General features: G+C 37.7%; 14 protein-coding genes and 1 tRNA gene. 14 read left to right on the top strand and 1 reads right to left on the bottom strand.

Translation table 11 applies throughout. The features are described from left to right. Positions 1 to 12: 12 nt before the first annotated feature. The 9 genes from AQF98_RS04530 to AQF98_RS04490 all read left to right on the top strand — a co-directional run bounded on the left by AQF98_RS04530 (position 13) and on the right by AQF98_RS04490 (position 15425). On the top strand, positions 13 to 2445 hold the full coding sequence (locus AQF98_RS04530; protein WP_055130744.1) for a GAF domain-containing protein: 2433 nt from the start codon (positions 13 to 15) through the stop codon (positions 2443 to 2445). Between the two features lie 89 nt (positions 2446 to 2534). Beyond that, on the top strand, positions 2535 to 3134 hold the full coding sequence (locus tag AQF98_RS04525; protein ID WP_055130743.1) for a TetR/AcrR family transcriptional regulator: 600 nt from the start codon (positions 2535 to 2537) through the stop codon (positions 3132 to 3134). 76 nt (positions 3135 to 3210) lie between these two features. Then, entirely contained in the window at positions 3211 to 4395 is a 1185-nt protein-coding gene (locus AQF98_RS04520; RefSeq protein ID WP_055130742.1) for an efflux RND transporter periplasmic adaptor subunit, read from the top strand. Positions 4396 to 4421: 26 nt separating this feature from the next. Next, positions 4422 to 7595, top strand: a complete 3174-nt coding sequence (locus tag AQF98_RS04515) for an efflux RND transporter permease subunit (protein ID WP_055130741.1) — start codon at positions 4422 to 4424, stop codon at positions 7593 to 7595. A gap of 103 nt (positions 7596 to 7698) precedes the next feature. Then, entirely contained in the window at positions 7699 to 9108 is a 1410-nt protein-coding gene (locus AQF98_RS04510) for an efflux transporter outer membrane subunit (protein WP_055130740.1), read from the top strand. Positions 9109 to 9237: 129 nt separating this feature from the next. Then, positions 9238 to 9801: an RNA polymerase sigma-70 factor gene (locus AQF98_RS04505; protein ID WP_055130739.1), complete on the top strand. Its 564-nt coding sequence runs from the start codon at positions 9238 to 9240 to the stop codon at positions 9799 to 9801. 32 nt (positions 9802 to 9833) lie between these two features. Further along, positions 9834 to 10868 carry a FecR family protein gene (locus AQF98_RS04500; RefSeq protein WP_152969633.1) on the top strand — a complete coding sequence of 345 codons (1035 nt, stop codon included), beginning with the start codon at positions 9834 to 9836 and terminating at the stop codon, positions 10866 to 10868. 199 nt (positions 10869 to 11067) lie between these two features. Next, a complete protein-coding gene (locus AQF98_RS04495) occupies positions 11068 to 14124 on the top strand; it encodes a TonB-dependent receptor (RefSeq protein WP_055130737.1) in 3057 nt (1018 codons plus the stop codon). Then, positions 14124 to 15425, top strand: a complete 1302-nt coding sequence (locus tag AQF98_RS04490) for a metallophosphoesterase family protein (RefSeq protein WP_082434902.1) — start codon at positions 14124 to 14126, stop codon at positions 15423 to 15425. Before AQF98_RS04495 ends, AQF98_RS04490 begins: the two co-directional genes overlap by 1 nt. Before the next feature lie 148 nt (positions 15426 to 15573). Here AQF98_RS04490 and AQF98_RS04485 read toward each other — a convergent pair. Next, positions 15574 to 15645, bottom strand: a tRNA-Arg gene (locus AQF98_RS04485). 218 nt (positions 15646 to 15863) lie between these two features. On the opposite strand from AQF98_RS04485, the gene mgtE reads away from it, so the two are divergent. The 5 genes from mgtE (at position 15864) to AQF98_RS04460 (ending at position 21177) form a co-directional block, all read left to right on the top strand. Further along, on the top strand, positions 15864 to 17240 hold the full coding sequence (gene mgtE, locus AQF98_RS04480) for a magnesium transporter (RefSeq protein ID WP_055130736.1): 1377 nt from the start codon (positions 15864 to 15866) through the stop codon (positions 17238 to 17240). A gap of 47 nt (positions 17241 to 17287) precedes the next feature. Next, positions 17288 to 18979 carry a DNA polymerase/3'-5' exonuclease PolX gene (locus AQF98_RS04475; RefSeq protein WP_055130735.1) on the top strand — a complete coding sequence of 564 codons (1692 nt, stop codon included), beginning with the start codon at positions 17288 to 17290 and terminating at the stop codon, positions 18977 to 18979. 64 nt (positions 18980 to 19043) lie between these two features. Further along, the gene (locus AQF98_RS04470) at positions 19044 to 19649 is read left to right on the top strand and encodes a DUF4254 domain-containing protein (protein WP_055130734.1); all 606 of its coding nucleotides are present in this window, start codon (positions 19044 to 19046) and stop codon (positions 19647 to 19649) included. Continuing rightward, positions 19650 to 20684 carry a glycosyltransferase family 9 protein gene (locus AQF98_RS04465; RefSeq protein WP_055130733.1) on the top strand — a complete coding sequence of 345 codons (1035 nt, stop codon included), beginning with the start codon at positions 19650 to 19652 and terminating at the stop codon, positions 20682 to 20684. It abuts the gene before it with no gap. Further along, positions 20677 to 21177: a histidine phosphatase family protein gene (locus AQF98_RS04460; RefSeq protein ID WP_055130732.1), complete on the top strand. Its 501-nt coding sequence runs from the start codon at positions 20677 to 20679 to the stop codon at positions 21175 to 21177. The genes AQF98_RS04465 and AQF98_RS04460 overlap by 8 nt, the downstream gene beginning before the upstream one ends. The last annotated feature ends 33 nt before the right edge of the window (positions 21178 to 21210 follow it).

Below are 21210 nucleotides of genomic sequence, written 5' to 3'. Positions count from 1 at the left end.
TTAGAGAAAGAGATGAATACTACGGTTGTTCAGATTAATAAAAACGAGCATATCAATTGCGAGATCAAGTTTACTTTGTCTTTTAGGCCATTGATTGCTTATTTAAAAGGTAGACTTAAAACAGAGCAGACCTTAAAGGTTGAGTTTTATCGCTTCTTGTTAGAAAAGATAGAACGAGAAGAAGCCTTAAGAAATGACATTGAAGTTGACGATCTGGCAAAATATAAGGATACCTTAGAACTGATCTTTACCATTTTAACGCCTTTAATGGCCAACGAAAAAGAATTGTACTGGGCATTAAGCACGCCTATTCCGAATAAGATATTTTTTAGTACCGATAGCTTTTATGAGTTTTTATTGTTGCACAAAGAGCAAAAAGAACGCAGTAATATGCCAGAGGACGAAAATAAGGAAAGGCAGCAGTTGCAGTTCATCTACAGGATGATTTTAGAGAAGTTCTATAATTATACCTCTATAGATAAGAATGATATCCTCTATGCCTATACCAATCCAGAAACAAACCTAACTACCTATTATAACATCAAAGCCTATAGCCAATTTATAGATATTAAATACGAGGGAAAAATACCAGCACTGAATTTCGAGCAGGTTGCAGCCGCTATTCAAGAAGGAAATGAAGTAGAATTGCTCCAAACGATCATTCCGTTATGCAATTTTAAGTTTGATGGTTTTAGTGTAATTACATTAACCGATGTTACCTTACAACATGCCATTGATGGAATTAGGAATGCTTTGGTTAACCATACCTATCAAGATGAAGCTTATGAGCATGTTATTCAGGCTTTAAAAACCTTAACCGGAAATGGCCGTATCGAATTTGGTTTATTCCCCTTTTTAAAGGTCAATAATAAATTTGTTTTCGATGATGAGCAAGACACCCAAAGTATCCTTTTAAACTCTAGTCGGAAATATAACCTACAACAAGAAGCTTTTGAGAGTTTGGCCAGTGAGTATGCAGAAAGTCCTAAACCAGTTTTCTTTAATAACCTTACAGATGATAAGATAGCGCAATTCCCATTTTTAGATGTACTGAGAAAAGAAGGTGTTCGTTCTTATTCTTTCCTACCTATCTATTACAACAACCAATTGGCTGGTATACTCGAGATTTATTCTAAAGAAGAGCTAGAAGTTGACGAAAGGTTATTGTCTAGGTTACATTCGGCCATGCCTTTGTTAGGGCAGCTGTTACAATACCGGATAGAAGAATTTAATGCGGTAATGGACGAAGTGCTGAAAGATAAATTTACGGCTTTACAACCTTCAGTGCAATGGAAATTTAACCAGGTGGTATGGGATTTTCTAAAAAGCAGTAAAGGCAAAAAGAAAGCACAAGATATAGAAATGGTAACCTTTAAAGGACTTTATCCCTTATTTGGTGCAATAGATATCCGCAATTCAACTATAGAGCGAAACTACGCCTTAAAAGAAGACCTAAAAATACAGATTGCCCTTTTATGTCAAACATTAAATGAGCTAAGGGTAATTATTCCACTAGATCTGATTGATAAAATTTTGTTCAATTGCAGAGATTGGCTCAAAAGGATTGAAGATTTTATCAGTTCAAGTGAAGAGGCATTATTGAATGAGTTTCTGGAATTGGAAGTTTACCCAATGTTAAAACACATTGAAAAAGGACATCCGCAAACCAGTGGGCTTATTCAATCTTATTTTGAAAGCATCAATACTGAAAATGGGGTAGCTTTTGAAAATAGAAGAACGCTAGAAACTTCGATGCAGTTTATCAATACCGCTGTGAGCGAGTATTTAGAGGATGCCCAACAAACTTTACAATCATCATACCCTTGTTATTTTGCAAAGTTCAGAACAGATGGGGTAGAATACGATATTTATATTGGTCAGGATATTGCGCCAGACGTCCCTTTCGATCTCTTATACCTCAAAAACATTCGCCTTTGGCAATTAACGGCCATGGTAGAAGTAGCCCGTTTAACCAATAGTTTGGTGAGCCAAATGCCAAGAGCTTTATTAACCACACAATTGATCTTTATCCATTCTAATCCAATAGACATTAGCTTTAGAAATGATGAGCGGAGGTTTGACGTAGAAGGGGCTTACAATATTCGCTATGAGGTGGTAAAGAAAAGAATAGACAAAGTGCTGGTTAAAGGAACTGATGAGCGTTTAACCCAACCAGGTAAAATTGCATTGGTGTACTTTAACAATTACGAGGCACTAGAGTATAGAGAATACATTAAATATTTACAGGAGCAAGGGTTTTTACAAGACGATCTGGAAACATTAGACTTAGAAGAGCTACAAGGTGTAAGTGGATTAAAGGCATTAAGGGTAGGTGTAAATTATATGGCTTGCGATTTCTTTGACGAACAGTGGACCAAGTTGAAGAAAACAATTAAAAAGAATCCAGAAAAAAGCATCAAGAAATCAATTAAAAGCACTTTATAAATTATCTGACAAATGGATGATATGCTTTTTTAAAAGTGTTTATACATTTGCTTAACAGTGTTAGATTATTTTATATCATTTAACAAATCATGGGAAGTAAGGAAAGAATACAGCGTCAGAAAGACGAAACCAGAAAAAGTATTTTGGACGCTGCTTTACAAATCGTAAAACAAGAAGGATGGCATGCCCTAAGCATGCGCAAAATTGCAGATGTAATCGAATACACTGCTCCAATTATTTACGAATATTTCTCTAATAAAGAAGGTATCCTAATTGAATTGACCAGACAAGGTTACATCAATCTAGGTATCAAAATTAAAATAGCAAAAGAAAGCGAAACAACAACTGCTGCACAATTAGAAGCCATGTGGGTTGCTTACTGGAATTTTGCTTTTGAAGAAAAAGAATTGTACAAACTCATGTTTGGCGTAGACATGAACTGTTGTGAGTTGCAAAAATCGTTACCAGAAGCAGAGTATACCACTAGGCTTTTTAATGAGGAAATTGCAAAATTGATTACCAAAGATCCAGTACCAGAAAATATTGTTTGTTTAAAGTATTATACTTTTTGGTCTGTTATTCATGGTTTAATTTCTATTAACCTGGTACAAAAGGGAACAGGCGAAGAGATCAATCAGCAAATCTTAATAGGAGCGATCAAAGCAATTATTGCTACTATAAACGATTAAAATTTTTTTCAATTTCTATTTAACACTGTTAGATTAATTTATTAACGTAAAGTAAACATTAAAATCCCCAATAATTATGAATAATATATCCAAATTTCTCTCATTATCTAACAATGTTAAATTATTTAACGAGTGGATAATCTTAGTTGCTATTACTATCGTTTTATTCTTGGCCAGTTGCAGCAGCAAACCTGAGCAAATGGCAGCAGCACCTGCACCAGCGTTACCGGTAATTACGGTAAGCGAAAGTTCAGAAAAAACTTTTGTAGACTATCCGGCAGCTATAGAAGGTGCTGCAGATCTAGAAATCAGACCACAAATTGCTGGTACAATTGATCGTATATATGTTAACGAAGGTCAATTGGTAAGCAAAGGCCAATTGCTGTTCCAAATTTCTGAATTGCCATTTAGAGCACAATTAAATAATGCCAAAGCAGCATTGCAAGCCGCACAAGCTGCAGTTTTAAATGCACAATTAGAAGTAGACAAGTTAATGCCATTGGTACAAAATAAAGTAGTATCAGCTTTTCAATTACAAACCGCCAAAACCGCTCATCAAATTGCGCTGGCAAATGTAGAGCAAGCCAAAGCCAGTGTAAATAGTGCACAAATCAACCTGGCCTATACCCAAATCAAAGCGCCAATTGCTGGGTATATTGGTAGACTTCCAAAAAAACAAGGAAGTTTAGTTGGCCCTGCAGATCCAGAAGCATTGACACAACTTTCTGATGTGCATGAAGTACATGTGTATTTCTCTTTGGCAGAAAACGATTTTATGAACTTTAATGCTAAATATCAAGGTACATCGGTAGCCGATCGAATTAAACATTTGCCTGCAGTATCATTGGTACTAGCAGATCAGACTTTATACCCGGTTGAAGGTAAAATTGACATGATTGATGGTCAGTTTGATAAAACAACTGGTGCCATTACTTTAAGAGCAAGTTTTACCAACAGCAAAGGTTTATTGAGGTCTGGTAATACAGGTAAAGTTAGATTAGCCCTTGCACACAACAACATCATGTTGGTTCCACAGGCATCAACTGTTGAAATTCAAGATAAAATCTTTGTGTTTGCCCTGGCAGATAGCAATAAAGTTAAAAAACAGGCCATCACTATTGTAGGTAAAAGTGGTATCAATTACTTGGTAAAAGATGGTATAAAAGCAGGAGAACAGATCGTAGTAAGCGGATTAGACCGTTTGCAAGAAGGTGCTGTTATTGTTCCTCAAAAAGCAATTGAGAAAGTTGCTAAAAATTAATCCCCAATTATAATCTAATAACGATCATGTTTAAAATATTTATACAAAGGCCAGTGTTGGCAACCGTAATCTCCATTATATTGGTGATTTTGGGTGTACTGAGCCTTACCAAATTACCACTCCAACAGTTTCCAGATATTGCACCACCTTCGGTTCTGGTTACTGCAAATTATCCTGGTGCCAACGCCGAAACCGTTTTGCGTTCGGTAGCCCCATCATTAGAAGAATCAATCAATGGGGTAGAGAACATGAGCTACATGAGCTCTACTGCAAGTAACGATGGTACATTGGCTATCACTGTTTACTTTAAATTGGGTACCAATGCAGATCAGGCTGCGGTAAACGTACAAAATCGTGTGGCACAAGCCACCAGTCAATTGCCAAGTGAGGTAGTGCAACAAGGGATCATCACCGCAAAACAACAAAATAGCTTTATCATGGCTATTGGCATGTACACCGAAGATGAGGCCAAATACGATCAAACATTTGTGGCCAACTATGCACAAATCAATATCATTCCAGAGATTAAAAGAATTCCAGGAGTAGGTGCGGCCAGTATTTTTGGAGGGGTTAAAGATTACTCAATGCGAGTTTGGCTTAATCCGGCTCAAATGGCTACCTATAAAATTTCTCCAAACGAAGTAATGGCTGCCATCCAAGATAAAAGTTTGGAAGCGGCTCCAGGTCGTTTTGGTGAAAAAAGCAATGAAGTTTTTGAATATGTAATTAAATACAAAGGAAAACTGACCAAAACTGATGAGTATGAAAATATTGCGATCCGTGCAAATGCCGATGGCTCTATTTTACATTTAAAGGATGTGGCAAGGATCGAATTTGGTTCTTACTCGTACAACAGTTTAACCCGTTTAAATGGTAAAAAAGGGATTGTAATTGGAATTATTCAGTTGGCAGGTTCAAACGCCAACGAAATTCAGATTGCCATTAATAAATTGATGGAAAAATCGGCAAAAGATTTTCCAGTAGGCATTAAACAGAATATCTTTTACAGTACAAAAGTTGCTTTAGATCAATCTATTGAGCAAGTAGAGCATACGCTAGTAGAAGCCTTTATATTGGTGTTCTTAGTGGTATTTGTTTTCTTACAGGATTTTAGATCTACCTTAATTCCTGCCATTGCCGTTCCTGTTGCTATTCTAGGTACTTTCTTCTTTATGCAGTTGTTTGGTTTCTCCATCAATTTGTTAACCCTATTTGCCTTGGTATTGGCCATTGGGATTGTGGTAGATGATGCGATTGTAGTAGTGGAGGCCGTTCATGCAAAAATGGAACACAAACGCTTAGACGCAAAATCGGCAACCCACGAGGCCATGCACGAAATTAGTGGAGCAATTGTGTCCATTACCTTGGTCATGTCGGCCGTATTTTTACCAGTAGGATTTTTAGAAGGTTCTACAGGTGTATTCTACAGACAGTTTGCCTTTACCATGGCAACTGCTATCATCATCTCGGCGATAAACGCATTGACCTTAAGTCCGGCGTTGGCTGCCTTATTTTTGAAAAGTAATCATGCTGGTCATGAAGATCAGCCAAAAACAAGCTTCAAAGAGAAATTCTTTGCAGGTTTCAATAGAAGTTTCAATGCCATGACAGGTAAATACGTTGGTGGTTTGAAATTTTTGATCAAAAATAAAGTAGTGAGTATGGGAGGCTTGGCTATTGTTATTCTGGCTACCATTTGGATGGTGAAAAGAACACCAACAGGCTTTATTCCAACAGAAGATCAAGGTTTTATTGCCATTGCCGTAAACACGCCATCTGGAACTTCGTTAAGTGGAACTTCTAGTGTAATGCAACAAGCAGAAGCAGAGCTCGAAAAATTAGATGCATCGAGATTTGTAACGGCCATTACTGGTTTTAACTTGTTAACCAATTCAACCAGTCCATCATCGGCTGTGGTATTTGTATTGCTTAAACCCGAAAAAGAAAGAGGTAAAGTCAAAGACATCAATGGGGTAATGGATTTAATTAGAGGTAAACTGGGTGCCATTAGCAAGGGCAGTTTCTTTGTGTTCAGTTTCCCAACCGTACCCGGATTTAGTAATGTGGAAGCGCTAGATCTGGTGTTGCAAGATAAAACAGGTGGTAAATTAGATAAGTTTAGCGGTATTGCCAATAACTTTATTGGCGAGTTGATGAAACGTAAAGAAATCGCGGTAGCCTTTACCTCGTTCAAAGCCGATTATCCACAACTGCAATTAGAGGTCGACGACAATAAAGCGAACCAATTGGGTGTAAATGTGAGGGACATTCTACAAACCATGCAAGCCTATTTCGGTAGTGCACAGGCCTCAGATTTTAATCGATTTGGTAAATACTACCGTGTAATTGTACAGGCAGATATTGCAGATAGGGCAGATCCAACTGCAATTGAACGTGTATTTGTAAAGAATAGATCGGGAGAGATGGTACCAATCAATACATTGGTTAAATTATCAAGAGTATATGGTTCAGAAACGGTATCAAGATATAACTTGTTTAACTCTATTCAGGTCAATGCAATTCCTAAACCAGGGTTCAGTTCTGGTGACGCCATTAAAGCAATTGAAGAGGTGGCCAAACAACAACTGCCTGCAGGATATGGATTTGAATTTTCAGGTCAAACAAGAGAAGAGATTTCTTCAAATGGCCAATCAACGGTAGTATTTATCTTGTGTTTGATATTTGTTTACTTCTTATTGGCTGCGCAGTACGAAAGTTATGTGTTGCCATTGGCGGTTATCTTATCTATCCCAACCGGAATTGTTGGTGTATTTATTGCCATCGGTTTTACAGGTATAGAAAACAACATCTATGTTCAGGTTGCTTTGATCATGCTCATCGGTTTATTGGCTAAGAACGCCATCTTGATTGTCGAGTTTGCGGCCCAGCGCCGAAGGGCAGGACAAACCTTAGTAGCAGCTGCAATTGAAGCTGCAAAATTAAGGCTCAGACCAATCTTGATGACCTCTTTTGCATTCGTTGTAGGTTTGTTCCCAATGAGCATTGCTACAGGCCCATCAGCACAAGGTAACCATTCTATTAGTATTGGAGCAGCAGGAGGCATGGTGTCGGGTATCCTACTCGGATTATTCATCATCCCTGTACTGTTTGTCATCTTCCAACATTTACAAGAAAAAATCAAAGGCGTACCTGCTGCGGTAGCTAATGCAAATCATCAAATTGAAGATCATGGACACTAATCAAAACACTTCCTCGTCAACTCAACAACCAACGGTTTTAAATGAGTTTTTACCCTTGGTAGCAGAGTGGTTAAACAAATGGTTCAATAAATAAATTAAGAAAATGAAGACAACTATAAATAGTGCTTTGGTAATGTTATTGCTAATTTTAAGTGGCTGTAGCATTACAAAAGACATCACAAACCCCATCAAAGATGTGCCTGTTAATTTTAGGCACAGCACTGTTACAGATACCAATAGCATTGGTGCTTTACCTGTAAAAGACTTTTTTGGTACACCTGCCATTCAACAATTGATTGATAGTGCATTAGTGAGAAATTTTGATCTACAAATAGCGATCAAGAATATTGATGCCGCAGAGCTGATCTTGAAAAGAGCTAAATTGGGTAATTTACCCCAATTGAATTTACAGGTTACGGCCAATTCGAGCAGACCATCTGATAATAGCATCAATGGTTTAAGTACTTCGCAGTTTCTGAAAACTACCCATATTGAAGATTACAATGCCAATTTGGCTTTAAGTTGGGAAGCAGACATTTGGGGTAAAATTAGTCGACAAAAAGATGCGGCTTATGCTACTTATTTACAATCGGCCGAGGTAAAAAAAGCGGTGCAAACAAGAATAGTGGCGCAAGTGGCTTCTGGTTTTTATCGTTTGTTGATGTTAGATGCCCAGTTAAATGTGGCCAAAAAGAATGTTGAGCTCAATGAAAATACCTTAAAAATGATCAAGATGCAGTTTGATGCAGGTCAGGTAACCTCATTGGCCATTCAACAGGCAGAAGCACAAAAACTAAGAACAGCTCAATTGATCCCACAACTTAGTCAAGAAATCAGCATTCAAGAAAATGCATTGAGTGAGTTAACCGGAAAATACCCAACAGCAATTGAACGTTCTACAACATTGGCACAATTAACAGTGCCAGAAAAATTGGCAACAGGTGTTCCGGCAACTTTATTGAGCATTAGACCTGATGTAAAAAGTATGGAACTGGGTTTAAGAATAGCCAATGCTAAAGTTGGTGTGGCCAATGCCAAACTCTATCCAAGTTTGACTATTTCTGCAAGTGGAGGTTTAAATTCTTTTCAGGCCAGTAACTGGTTTAACATTCCGGCTTCACTATTTGGTATTGTGGGTGGAGGGATAACCCAACCAATTTTTCAACGTAAAGAACTCAAAACTCAATTTGAGTTGGCAAAAGTAGAACGAGAGCAATCGGTATTGTTATTTAGGCAATCGGTAATTGCTGCAGTTGTAGAAGTAAGCAATGAGCAAGCGAAGATTGAAAACCTAAAAAATGAATATGCCATTGCTCAAAATAGAGTGGAGACTTTACAGTTGGCTGTTAAAAATTCTGACTTACTTTTTAAAAGTGGAATGGCCAACTATTTAGAAGTAATTACCGCACAAAGTAACCTATTACAAGGTGAACTAGATTTAACCAGCTTAAAAACAGCACAACTGAATGCTAGTTTAGGACTGTACAGAGCATTAGGTGGTGGATGGCAATAAGTTTATAGCCCTATCACTCCATCAAAAAGGTTTGCAAAGTCATTTGCAAACCTTTTTTTCTACAGTATCATAACAGTGCATTAATCCTGTGTTTACATTCATTTTCGAGTTTTGTGGTCAAGATGAGGTATGTTGAAAGTTGATCATGATTTAACATCTGTTGGATTCAATTCATTTGATTCCAAACAATTCGAACTGTTATACAATCAGTTGTACAGCTCACTTCAGCAATATGCGGTGTATTATGTGCATGATGAAGAAGCCGCTAAAAGTATCATCAACGACCTCTTTGTGCAGTTGTGGTTTAAACCACAAGAAATCCAAAATATCAAAGGCTATTTGTACCGATCGGTTAAAAATGCTTGCCTCAATTACCTCAGCCAACATCAAAAAAATCCGATAAGTTATGTAGAACAGGATGATTTGACCGAATTGTCCGATCTAATGACCGTACAGGAAGATGATGATTCAGAAACAGCTCATTTGGTATTCTTAAAGCATACCATTTCCTTGCTTCCCCAAAAACGACAATTGGTATTTAAAATGCATCGCTTAGCAGGTTTCAGCTATGCCGAAATAGCAGATCTGATGCAGATATCTCCAAGAACGGTAGAAGACCACTTGGCCAAAGCCATGCAGTTTATCCATACCCGTGCCAAACATTTTCTTTATACAAACTTAACAGAAGCTTAACTGGTAGCAACCCGTATTTAAGTCCATAATTATTGTCTTTACTCTTGAAAGCACATCATTATATGGAAGAAAAAATATGGAATTGCATAGTGAAACGGTTAAGTGGGGTAGAAACCATAGAGTCAAAAGAACTGTTAGACCAATGGTTGGCTGAAAATGAGCTGAACCAAGAAAAATACAATCAAAGCAAGTCAATTTGGGAACTGAGTGCGCATATCACACCTGAAGAACCGGAAGTTTCATTTCAGCAATTTTCAGCAACGCTAACGCCCTTAACTGTACATAAACCTGAAAAGACGACTTCATTCTGGAAATACGGAATTGCAGCATCTATTACAGCAATTGTATTGATGGGCGGGTTATTTGCCTACAAAAAAAATCAAACAAAAAATCAGCCAATAGATTGGATCGTGAAAAGAGCAGAGGCTGGCAAAATGTTGAAGATTATCTTACCAGATAGCTCTGCTGTTTGGTTAAATTCTGCCAGTGAAATCAGTTATGCTTCAACCTTCGCTGATCAGCCATCCAGATTGGTTAAATTGAGTGGAGAGGCTTATTTTCAAGTTAAACACGATCAAAAACACCCTTTCGTGGTTAAAAGTGGTGCTTTAACCACTACGGTATATGGTACAAGTTTTAGTGTTAGGGCTTATGTTAATGAGGCGAATACTTCTGTTGCCGTAAATTCGGGTAAAGTAGGGGTATTGGGAGCAGATCAAATACATAAAGATGCCCCGATTATGCTACTGCCCAATGATCAACTGACCTACAATCTCAAAAATAAAAAAGCAATAAAATCAACCATTGCCAATGGCGATGTAGATGCCTGGACAAATGGTGTGCTTGTATTTGAACAGACTCCTCTAACAGAAGTAGTTCAAACATTGTCCAGAAAGTATAAAGTAAATATTGACGCCTCAAAGATAGCTGGTTCTGGCTGTAGGTTAACCGCTAGGTTTAACAATCAGCCTATAACCGCTATTCTCAAAGCGCTTCAGCTCTCGCTACACATACAGTCAACACAAGTAGAACAAACTATTTATTTAAAAGGAGGGAATTGCATGTAAAAGTACTACCATAAAAAAACCGTTCCCTTTGTCCGAGAACGGTCTATGTGCTTAACCTTTTGGCGCCAACCAACTGGTTAAGATCGAATTAATTTAAATCCAGTTAAAAATTTAAACACTCAAATGTAGGAAAGCATTCTCATTTCAACAAACAAATTAGTTGACTGAATGCTTGCTCTTTTGAAAAAATAACCAAACAATGAAAAAAATGAATAGGCCCCAAGGCCTGATCAAACTAATTATGCGTACAAGCCTTATATGCAGCATCTTTTCTATTTTGTTCCTGAACTTTGTACAGGCATCACCTGCAAAGGGACAATCGGCACTCGATAAAAGTGTCAACATCAATTTGAAACAAGTTGCGTTTACAGATTTTTTAAAAGAAATTGAAAAAAAGACAGGTGTAAACTTTGTATACAGCAATAAAGAATTTGTAAATAGTAAAGTTTCGGTTAACGAAACCAAAAGCGCAAGGACGATCTTAATGCCATTGCTGCAAAAGAATAAGCTCTCTTTAATTGAAGAGGGGATGATGGTAATTTTAAAGCGGGTACAGTCGCAAGTTGTTGAAACAAAACCTGCAACTATTGTTGGTTATGTAAAAGATAAAGCCAACCAGCAGACCTTGCCTTATGCTACGGTGATCATTAAAGGAAGTAACCGTAAAGTATTAACAGATGTGAATGGTTATTTCGTTATCGGAAATATCAAAGAAAGCGAAGTGGTGTTACAGGTAAGTTATATTGGTTATTCGTCTAGAGAAATAAAGGTGGCCAGCCCGGCAGACCAAACTACGAAAGTGGAGGTTTTGCTAGATGGCCAGAATAACCAGATGAAAGGAATAACCATTAGTGGGATCAGAAGAGGTGAAGCAGTGGCTTTAAGTAACATGAGAAATGCAGACAATATTAAATATGTTTTGTCTGAAGAGCAAATTGAACGTTTCCCAGATGCAACCGTAGGTGAAGCCATGCAACGTGTACCGGGTATTGCCATGGATTATAGTTATGGATTACCAAGAAATATCATTATCCGTGGTTTAGACCAGAGCATGGGATCTGTTACCTTAAATGGAAACAGGTTGCCTTCAACCCAAACCAACTCTAGAGATATTGACCTGAATGGTATCTTGTCATCAACGGTTGAAGCCATTGAAGTAAATAAAACTTTAACTCCGGATATGGAGGCAGATGGAACTTCAGGTTCGGTGAACATCATTTCTAAAACGCCAAAACCAGGCATGCAACAACTATTGGCCAAAGGTTCTTTTGGTAATAACTTCCTTTTGGGTAAACAAAATTTTGATGGTGCATTCAGCTATGGACAACGTAAAAACAAATGGGCCTATCTTTTTGGAGTAAACTATAGCAATACCTTTCGTGGTGAAGACCGTGTACAAAAAGATTATGGTACCTATAAAATAGGCGGAATTGATCAGGTTAAACTTTCTAATCTTGAATTAGAAGGAACAGATTTGCACCGTCAAAATACAGGTATTCAAACTGAAATAAGCTTTTTCCCGAATGAAAAAAGTCAGGTTTACTTTAGAGGAGCCTACAATAAATTTTACGAACTGCAAACCAGGGGTACAAAAAGTTACAGTATTGGCGCTTATACAGATGCCACTAACGTAACCGGAATTACAATTGGCTCTTCAGGTTCGCCACGCGATTACCATAGAGATCTGTTAAGTTTATCGTTAGGAGGTAAAACAAACATCAATAACTGGATTGCCAATGTCGATTTTACTTTCGCCAGTGGCAAATACGATCAACCGATCTATTATGATGGTTATTTTACGTATGGTGGTTTAGCAGCAGCAATGGACATGAGCGACCCTCGTGCACCACAGTTTGGTTTTACAAACCCTAATGTGAACAATCCAGCCAATTATACCACATCATCTTATGTAAACAGACACCAATTTGCGAACGATAAAGATGGACAGGTTTCGTTAAATGTACAACGTACTTTCGAATTTAGCCCTAAAAATAAACTGATGTTCAAGTTTGGTGGACGTTATAAATACAAAGAAGACGACCATACCAGAAATTATTTTCAGTACACCCTTAAAACAGGGAAAGTTGGCATGGAAAATTTCTTGTCAGACTATAGTAGAACAAGTTACTTTAATGGTAAATACAACCTTTCAGGTGCAATTGCCAATGGTTATTTGATGGAACAATACTATCAAAATAATCTTTCGCTCTTCCAAACAGACGAAACCTATATCCGTCAAAATACCGATCCAGATTCTTACAATGGATCTGAAACCATGGGCGCAGGTTATGTAATGGGGAAATTAACCTTGAATAAATTAGATGTAATTGCAGGTTTACGTTACGAACGTACTGGTTTTGAATACAATGGAAATATCGTATCATTTGATAACACCGGTAAATATGTAAGCACAAATAAGGTAGCTGTAAACTCTGCATTCGATGGATTTTTCCCAAGCTTAAACCTTAAATATTCATTAAGTCAAAGTACCAATTTAAGGGCAGCAGTTACCCGATCATTATCTCGCCCGGGATATTATGATTTGGTGCCTTGGCAGGAAATTGAACCACGCAGAAAACGAATGAAAATTGGTAATCCAGACCTTGATCAGGCCACTTCAACCAATTATGATTTCTTGTTTGAACATTATTTGAATTCTTTGGGATTGATTTCTGGAGGTGTATTTTATAAAAATATCGACAACTACATTTTCCAAAGTATTTCTACTCGTCAAGGCGGAGAGTTTGATAAGTACCAAGTTACACAAACCGTAAATGGTGCTAATGCACATGTATATGGTTACGAAATTGCTTGGCAACAACAGTTGACTTTCCTTCCAGGATTCTTAAACGGTTTTGGTATCTATGGAAACTTTACGCAGATCCAATCGAAATTTACCGTGCCAGGTTCAGTAAGTGCAAGAACGGTTCGTTTGCCATCAATGCGTCCAAAAGTGGGTAATGCCTCACTTTCGTATGAAAAATATGGTTTCTCTGGTCGAATTTCATTGAACTTCTACGGAACATTTATCAATGAGTTGGCAGAACAAGAAAAAGACGATTTGATGGAACAAGGCAGAATGCAGTTAGATTTCTCGGCCTCACAGAAAATTAGCAAGAAGTTTACCGTGTTCATGGGTATCAGCAATATCAACAATGCACAAACTATTCTTGATTATGGCGATGGCAGACCAAATGACCATAAATATTTTTCAACTTGGGCCAATGTAGGCTTGAAATACAATCCTTTTAAATAATGACAATTAATCACACCACAGTTAAATCCAGTGCAGTTTTTGTAAAGCTCTTTTTTCTATCATTTGTAGTATTTATACAAACGGCAAAAGCGCAATCTTTTAAAGCTGGCCCGCTCCCTGATCGGATTATCCTCACTTGGAGCCAAGATCCGACAACAACCCAATCTGTAACTTGGAGAACAGATAGTACAGTTGCCAAAAGCTTTGCGCAGATTTTGGTAGAAGACAGTTCGCCAAAATTGGAAAAACCAGCAGCAAAGGAATATGTAGCTAGTATTTCCTCATTAAAAGGGAAGGATTATGGAACCGCCAATTACCACAGTGTTACTTTTAGTGACTTGCAGCCAGATCAGTTGTATACTTACCGTGTTGGCGATGGTACCAATTGGAGCGAGTGGTTTCAATTTAGAACTGCCCCAGCAGTTACGAAACCATTTTCTTTTATTTATTTGGGAGATGCCCAGAATGATATCAAGTCTAAATGGTCGAGGGTAATCAGACGTGCCTTTGCTACTTATGGCGATGCCAGATTTATTGTACATGCTGGCGATTTGATTAATCGTTCAAACAATGACAATGAGTGGGGAGAATGGCATTTTGGTGGTGGTTTTATCAATGGCATGATCCCAAGTATTCCATCATCAGGAAATCATGAATATTTTCGCGATGAGCAAAAGGTGTTGACCTTAGATCCACACTGGCGTGCCCAATACACCTTGCCCGAAAATGGGCCAAAAGGTTTGGAAGAATCTACCTATTATGTTGATTATGCCAATGTGAGGATCATCTCCTTAAATTCGCAAATGATTGTTTTGGATTCTAATTCGCTTAAAATTCAAGCCGCATGGTTAGAAGAAGTGCTTAAAAACAATCCTAAGCAATGGACCATGGTTACCTATCATCACCCTATTTATTCTACAGCAAAGGGAAGAGATAACAAAGAGTTCAGAGAACTATTCAAACCCTTGTTTGATAAATATCATGTAGATCTTTTAATGCAGGGGCACGATCATACGTATAGCCGTGGACAGAATTTGCCAACTGGTGTTTCTGGCAAAGTAGGTGGCCCAATGTATGTGGTTTCGGTTGCAGGACCTAAAATGTACAAAGTAGATGTTTCGCCCAAATGGATGGACATCTTTGCAGAAGATACCCAGCTTTTTCAAATTATCTCTATAGATCATGAAAACCTGGTCTATACCGCTTACAAAGCATCAGGAGAAGTATTCGACTCGTTCAAATTAAAAAAAGTGTCTAAAGATAAAGCCGCTGTATTTACCGATTTGAACAAAAAAAATTAAATAATAGCTTAAAGAAAAAAACGTCTTCATGCTCGCCCCCTTAAAGTAAGTTACTTTCTGGGGGCTCTTTTGTATGAAATTTTCTAATTGCCATAATTTAGGTATGACATAAAAAAAGGAAACACGATCTTCTCGTATTTCCTTTCAGTGTCCCCGACGAGATTCGAACTCATATCGATGGTACCGGAAACCATAATTCTATCCATTGAACTACGGGGACATAACTGCAAATATAGAAAAAGATTGTACGTAAGACAGCAAAGCAAAGCGATAAAATTGCATTAAGTTCAAAAAACGAAATAAATGTAAGTACAAGAATAATTTGCTAATAAAGATTTTACATCTTCACATAAATAATTGGCTTTTCTGAAAAGAAAAAGCCACTTTTGCAAAACGATATAAATAGGAAGAAACATGTAAATTTTAATTTGTTGAGTTATGGAAGAGCTGCTAGTAGATGAAGTATTACAATTGTTAGAAAACGAAAGTGATAGGCAGTTAAAGGTCTATTTAAATGAACTCAATATATCAGACGTTGAGCATTTAATAGATGAGCTTCCACAACATGCAGTTAAGTTTATCGAAACACTTTCTATCAAAAGAGCAGTTAACGTTTTTCGGATCCTCGATTTCCCGACACAAGAACGGATCATCAAAAAACTGCAAAGCAATAAATTAACAGAAATTGTAAGGCAATTGCCTCCAGATGATAGAACTGCACTTTTGGGTGAGCTCAAAGGTGATGCCGTAAAAAAACTGTTGATCCTTTTGCCCGATAACGATCGGATTGAAGCTTTACATCTTTTGGGTTACGAAGAAGATAGTGTGGGTCGATTGATGACCCCAGATTTTATTGCCGTAAAAATAGATTGGACGGTGAGTAGGGTACTTTCGCACATCCGCAGGTACGGTAAAAATTCGGAAACGATTGATGTGGTGTATGTAATTGATAAAGATGGGGTTTTATTGGATGATATCAGGATCAGGGAAATTCTCCTGGCAGATCCAGAAGTTAAAATAGGCGAACTGACCGATAACCGATTAATTGCCTTAAATGTAAAAGATCCACAAGAAGAGGCCATCAACGTGTTTAGAATGAATAATCGGGTGGCTTTGCCGGTTATCGACGATCAGAATATCCTTTTAGGTATTGTAACCATCGATGATATTTTATGGATTGCCCACGAAGAGTATACCGAAGACATGCACAAAATAGGGGGTACCGAAGCACTCGATGAACCTTATTTAGACATGCCGATTTTAAAACTGGTTAAAAAACGGGCCAGTTGGTTGATTGTTCTTTTTTTGGGAGAGATGCTAACCGCTACAGCCATGCAACATTTTGAGATTGAGTTGGAAAAAGCAGTGGTGTTGTCTTTGTTCATTCCATTGATCATGAGTAGTGGTGGTAACAGCGGTTCGCAGGCTTCAACCTTAATTATCCAGGCCATGGCATTGGGCGAAGTAACAATTGCTGCTTGGTGGCGGGTAATGCGAAGAGAATTAATTTCAGGTTTGTTATTAGGATTGATTTTAGGAACCATTGGTTTTGTAAGGATCTCTTTATGGCAAAACCTCAATTTATATGATTACGGAACACATTGGTTTTTAATTGCCTTAACCATATTCTTTACCTTAATTGGTATTGTGCTTTGGGGCAGTTTAATTGGTTCAATGATGCCAATTATCATGAAACGCTTGAAACTCGATCCAGCCACATCATCAGCTCCTTTTGTAGCTACCATGGTAGATGTTACCGGAATTGTGATTTACTTTAGTATTGCCGTATTAGTGTTAAAAGGCGTACTGCTCTAAATTCTTATCTTATTTAAACGCTGACAAAAAACCTTAATTTAGTATTAATGGAAAACAAAGCAATAGCCCGCACCTTAAAATTATTGGCGCAACTGATGGAGTTGCACGAAGAAAACCCGTTTAAGATCAAATCGGTAGCCAATGCTGCTTTCAAAATAGATAAATTACCTTTCCCAATTGCCAAAAAAGCTTTCGAAGATTTGGATAAAATTGATGGGATTGGCAAAAGTATTGCCGCTAAAATAATTGAACTGTTAGAAACAGGCACCATTCAGGAATTAGAAACTGTTTTGGCCCAAACCCCTCCGGGCATTGTAGAAATGTTAGGTATAAAAGGCATTGGTCCAAAAAAAATAAGCGTAATATGGCATGAGCTGGGGATTGAAAATGTTGGGGAGCTTTATTACGCCTGTAATGAAAATCGTTTAATTGAAGCCAAGGGTTTTGGTCTTAAAACCCAGGAAGAAATTAAAAAAGTCATCGAATTTAAGATGGCGGCAAATGGTAAGTTTTTATATGCCCATGTAGAAGGAACAATTAACCAACTTTTTACTGACTTAGCTGTAGGCCTGAGAAAAACAGGCGATGAGCAAGCTTTATTGGGTATTGCTGGAGATTTTAGACGTTTCATTGAAATTATTGAAGAAGCTGTATTTGTAATTGGAACAGACAAAAATGCCGATCTGATTGATCAGCTGCAATTGCATACAGGTTTAACTTTTACCATTAATGGTGATGAGGTATTTACTGCACAAACCGAAACCGGTTTGCAGGTAAAAATAGTGGTGGTACCACGATCAGATTTCTATCTGCATTATTTTACATTAACTGGTAATGAAGTTCATGTAAATGAAGTGTTGAAACTGGCTGGAAATGGACCATTTAAAGACGAAAATGAAATTTATGCCAAAGCTGGATTAGATTTTATTGTACCAGAATTAAGAGAAGGTTTAACCGAAGTAACGCTGGCTGCCCAACACCAATTGCCAAACCTGATTACAGATCAAGACCTTAAAGGAAGTTTACACAACCACTCTGATTGGAGTGATGGTGTGCATACCTTAGAAGAGATGGCGGTTTATTGTAAAGACAATTTAAAGTTAGAATATTTAGGGATCTGCGACCACTCTAAGTCTGCATTTTATGCCAAAGGTTTAACCGAACAAAGGGTATATGCCCAACACCAACAAATCGAAGAATTGAATGCCAAACTGGCTCCTTTCAAAATTTTTAAGGGTATAGAAAGTGACATCTTAAATGATGGCTCTTTAGATTATAGTGATGAGATTTTAAAAACATTCGATTTTGTGGTGGCTTCTGTACACAGCAATTTAAGAATGGAGGAAGAAAAAGCCACAGCACGATTAATCAAAGCGATAGAAAATCCATATACCACCATTTTAGGGCACCCAACTGGTAGATTGTTGTTGAGCCGAAAGGGATATGAAATTGATTATCAAAAAGTAATTGATGCTTGTGCGGCAAACCAAGTGGTGATAGAGATCAATGCAAACCCATTGCGTTTAGATTTAGATTGGCGTTGGCATCGTTATGCTTTAGAAAAAGGAGTTTTATTGTCAATTAATCCAGATGCACACAGAAAAGAAGGTTTTCATGATATGCGTTATGGTGTAATGGTTGGGCGTAAGGGTGGATTAACAGCAGTTAATTGCTTAAATGCCTTTTCTTTAGCTGAAATTACCAACTATTTTGCGAACAAAAGTGCCAACATTAAATAAATGGAGTTGATTTTATCTTTTAAAAATCGTTTCAATGTGTATAATCATTTAATAACTTTGCAGTATGATAAGTGAAATAGCCAATCAAATTTTTAATCAGGCCATAACCGATTACCATCAATTTGACAATATAGATCAAGTGGCAACGAACCCTCATGACAAGGGTAGTTTGGCGCATTTGCTTTACCTGAAAAATTGGATTGATACTGCACAATGGCACATGGAAGATGTGGTTAGAAACCCTTCAATTGACCCAGTAGAAGGGTTATCATGGAAAAGACGTATCGATGCCCAAAACCAGGTGCGTACCGATATGGTAGAGTTTATTGATGGTTATTTTCTTGACCTTTATAAAGATGTAGTAGCCAATGCCACTGCAAAAGTGAATACAGAAAGCCCTGCATGGGCAATTGACCGACTGTCTATCTTGGCCCTGAAAATTTATCACATGCAAGAGGAAGTAGATCGACCAAGTGCAACTGCAGAACACCGCCAGCAATGCCAACAGAAATTAACTATTCTATTGGCACAAAGAACAGATCTATCCACAAGTATCGACGAGCTTTTAGCAGATATTGAAGCAGGAAAGAAGTACATGAAAGTGTACAAGCAGATGAAAATGTATAACGACCCGAGTTTAAATCCAGTGTTATATAATAAAGTTAAATAAATGCCTCTAGAGGGTAAAATCATCGTTCTACGTTTTTCTGCCATGGGCGATGTTGCTATGGTGGCATCGGTATTGCGTGAATTTTCTGCCCAAAATCCGGCAGCAGAAATGGTAATGGTAACCAGAGAAGCTTTTAAACCATTTTTTGATGGGATTAAAAACCTGACTTTTCATGCCATCCATCCAAAAAGCCTACACAAGGGGGTTAATGGGCTGTATAAATTATACAAGGAGCTTAAAACCTATCAACCAGTAGCCATAGCAGATTTACACGATAACCTGCGAAGCCGAACGTTGTGTACATTTTTCCGTTTAACTGGTATTGAAATTGAAAGAATTGACAAAGGTAGAACCGAAAAATGGGCACTCACCAGAAGCAAGAACAAGATTTTTAAACCATTAAAACAAACAGTTGAGCGTTACGCTGATGTGTTTAGAGCCTTAGCTTTTCCATTGAGTTTAAGTCATGAGTTGGTGCATGCTCCGAAAGCACTCCCAACCTCAATTAAAGAATTGTTTAAAGCACCATCCACCAAAAAAATTGGAATTTCGCCTTTTGCGCAGCATCTATTTAAGGTTTATCCTTTAGCAAAAATGGAAGAAGTAATTGCAATTTTGGATACCATGGGTTATCAATTGTTTGTTTTTGGTGGTGGTAATGAAGAAAAGGAAATTGCCGAACGTTGGCAAGATCAATATAAAAGCGTTAGCAGCCTCATTGCTAAAGTTAAATTGCGAGAAGAATTAGATACGATTTCGAATCTCGACCTGATGCTGAGCATGGATTCTTCTGGTATGCACATGGCCTCATTAATGGGTGTTCCAGTGGTGTCTATTTGGGGTCCAACACATCCTTATGCGGGTTTTTTGGGTTACGGACAGTCTGAGTTAGATTGTATTCAAATAGACCATCCCAATAGGCCAAATTCAATTTACGGAAACAAACCATGCCTTTGCGGTGTTGATGCATGTATAGAACTCATTGAACCTCAAACCATCGTAAATAAAATAAAAGAAAGGTTAACCAATGGCTAAGCAATTATTGTTAATTAGACATGCTAAATCAGACTGGGGCAGTGCAAGCTTAACAGACTTTAACAGACCGTTAAATAGGAGAGGGAATACCAATGCCCCAGAAATGGCAGAAAGAATGGTTAAGCAACGAATTGTACCGCAATTGATCGTAAGTAGTCCTGCGGTTAGAGCGCTCACTACAGCACGTTATTTTGCCAAAACCTGGCATATTGCGAATGAAGATATTGTAGAAGAAAAAGCAATTTACGAAGCGAATGTAAAAACGTTATTAGGGGTAGTTAATCATTTACCCGATCAATTTGAGCAGATTGCCATGTTTGGCCATAACCCCGGCTTAACAGACTTAGCCAATTACCTGAGCAATGGCCATATTTATAACATGCCAACTTGTAGTATTATAATTATTGAGTTTCCATTTGAAAGTTGGAAGGAGATCAGTAGTGATACAGGTAAAGTGATGTTGTTCGATTATCCTAAAAATGAGGAAGATTAAATAGAAAAGAGAAACCACTAAGTTTCTCTTTTC

It is taken from the genome of Pedobacter sp. Hv1 (genome assembly GCF_001412215.1).
Lineage (GTDB): Bacteria > Bacteroidota > Bacteroidia > Sphingobacteriales > Sphingobacteriaceae > Pedobacter.
Note: the sequence above shows the minus strand (reverse complement) of the source record. Positions and strands in the feature narration are given on the sequence as shown.

What these genes read in the sequence shown, in the direction of transcription:
- AQF98_RS04490 (WP_082434902.1), top strand. Translation starts at nt 14,124, where the DNA reads ATGACAATTAATCACACCACAGTTAAATCCAGTGCAGTTTTTGTAAAG.
- mgtE (WP_055130736.1), top strand. Translation starts at nt 15,864, where the DNA reads ATGGAAGAGCTGCTAGTAGATGAAGTATTACAATTGTTAGAAAACGAA.
- AQF98_RS04465 (WP_055130733.1), top strand. Translation starts at nt 19,650, where the DNA reads ATGCCTCTAGAGGGTAAAATCATCGTTCTACGTTTTTCTGCCATGGGC.
- AQF98_RS04505 (WP_055130739.1), top strand. Translation starts at nt 9,238, where the DNA reads ATGTTGAAAGTTGATCATGATTTAACATCTGTTGGATTCAATTCATTT.
- AQF98_RS04510 (WP_055130740.1), top strand. Translation starts at nt 7,699, where the DNA reads ATGAAGACAACTATAAATAGTGCTTTGGTAATGTTATTGCTAATTTTA.
- AQF98_RS04470 (WP_055130734.1), top strand. Translation starts at nt 19,044, where the DNA reads ATGATAAGTGAAATAGCCAATCAAATTTTTAATCAGGCCATAACCGAT.
- AQF98_RS04520 (WP_055130742.1), top strand. Translation starts at nt 3,211, where the DNA reads ATGAATAATATATCCAAATTTCTCTCATTATCTAACAATGTTAAATTA.
- AQF98_RS04530 (WP_055130744.1), top strand. Translation starts at nt 13, where the DNA reads ATGAATACTACGGTTGTTCAGATTAATAAAAACGAGCATATCAATTGC.
- AQF98_RS04515 (WP_055130741.1), top strand. Translation starts at nt 4,422, where the DNA reads ATGTTTAAAATATTTATACAAAGGCCAGTGTTGGCAACCGTAATCTCC.
- AQF98_RS04495 (WP_055130737.1), top strand. Translation starts at nt 11,068, where the DNA reads ATGAAAAAAATGAATAGGCCCCAAGGCCTGATCAAACTAATTATGCGT.
- AQF98_RS04525 (WP_055130743.1), top strand. Translation starts at nt 2,535, where the DNA reads ATGGGAAGTAAGGAAAGAATACAGCGTCAGAAAGACGAAACCAGAAAA.
- AQF98_RS04475 (WP_055130735.1), top strand. Translation starts at nt 17,288, where the DNA reads ATGGAAAACAAAGCAATAGCCCGCACCTTAAAATTATTGGCGCAACTG.
- AQF98_RS04460 (WP_055130732.1), top strand. Translation starts at nt 20,677, where the DNA reads ATGGCTAAGCAATTATTGTTAATTAGACATGCTAAATCAGACTGGGGC.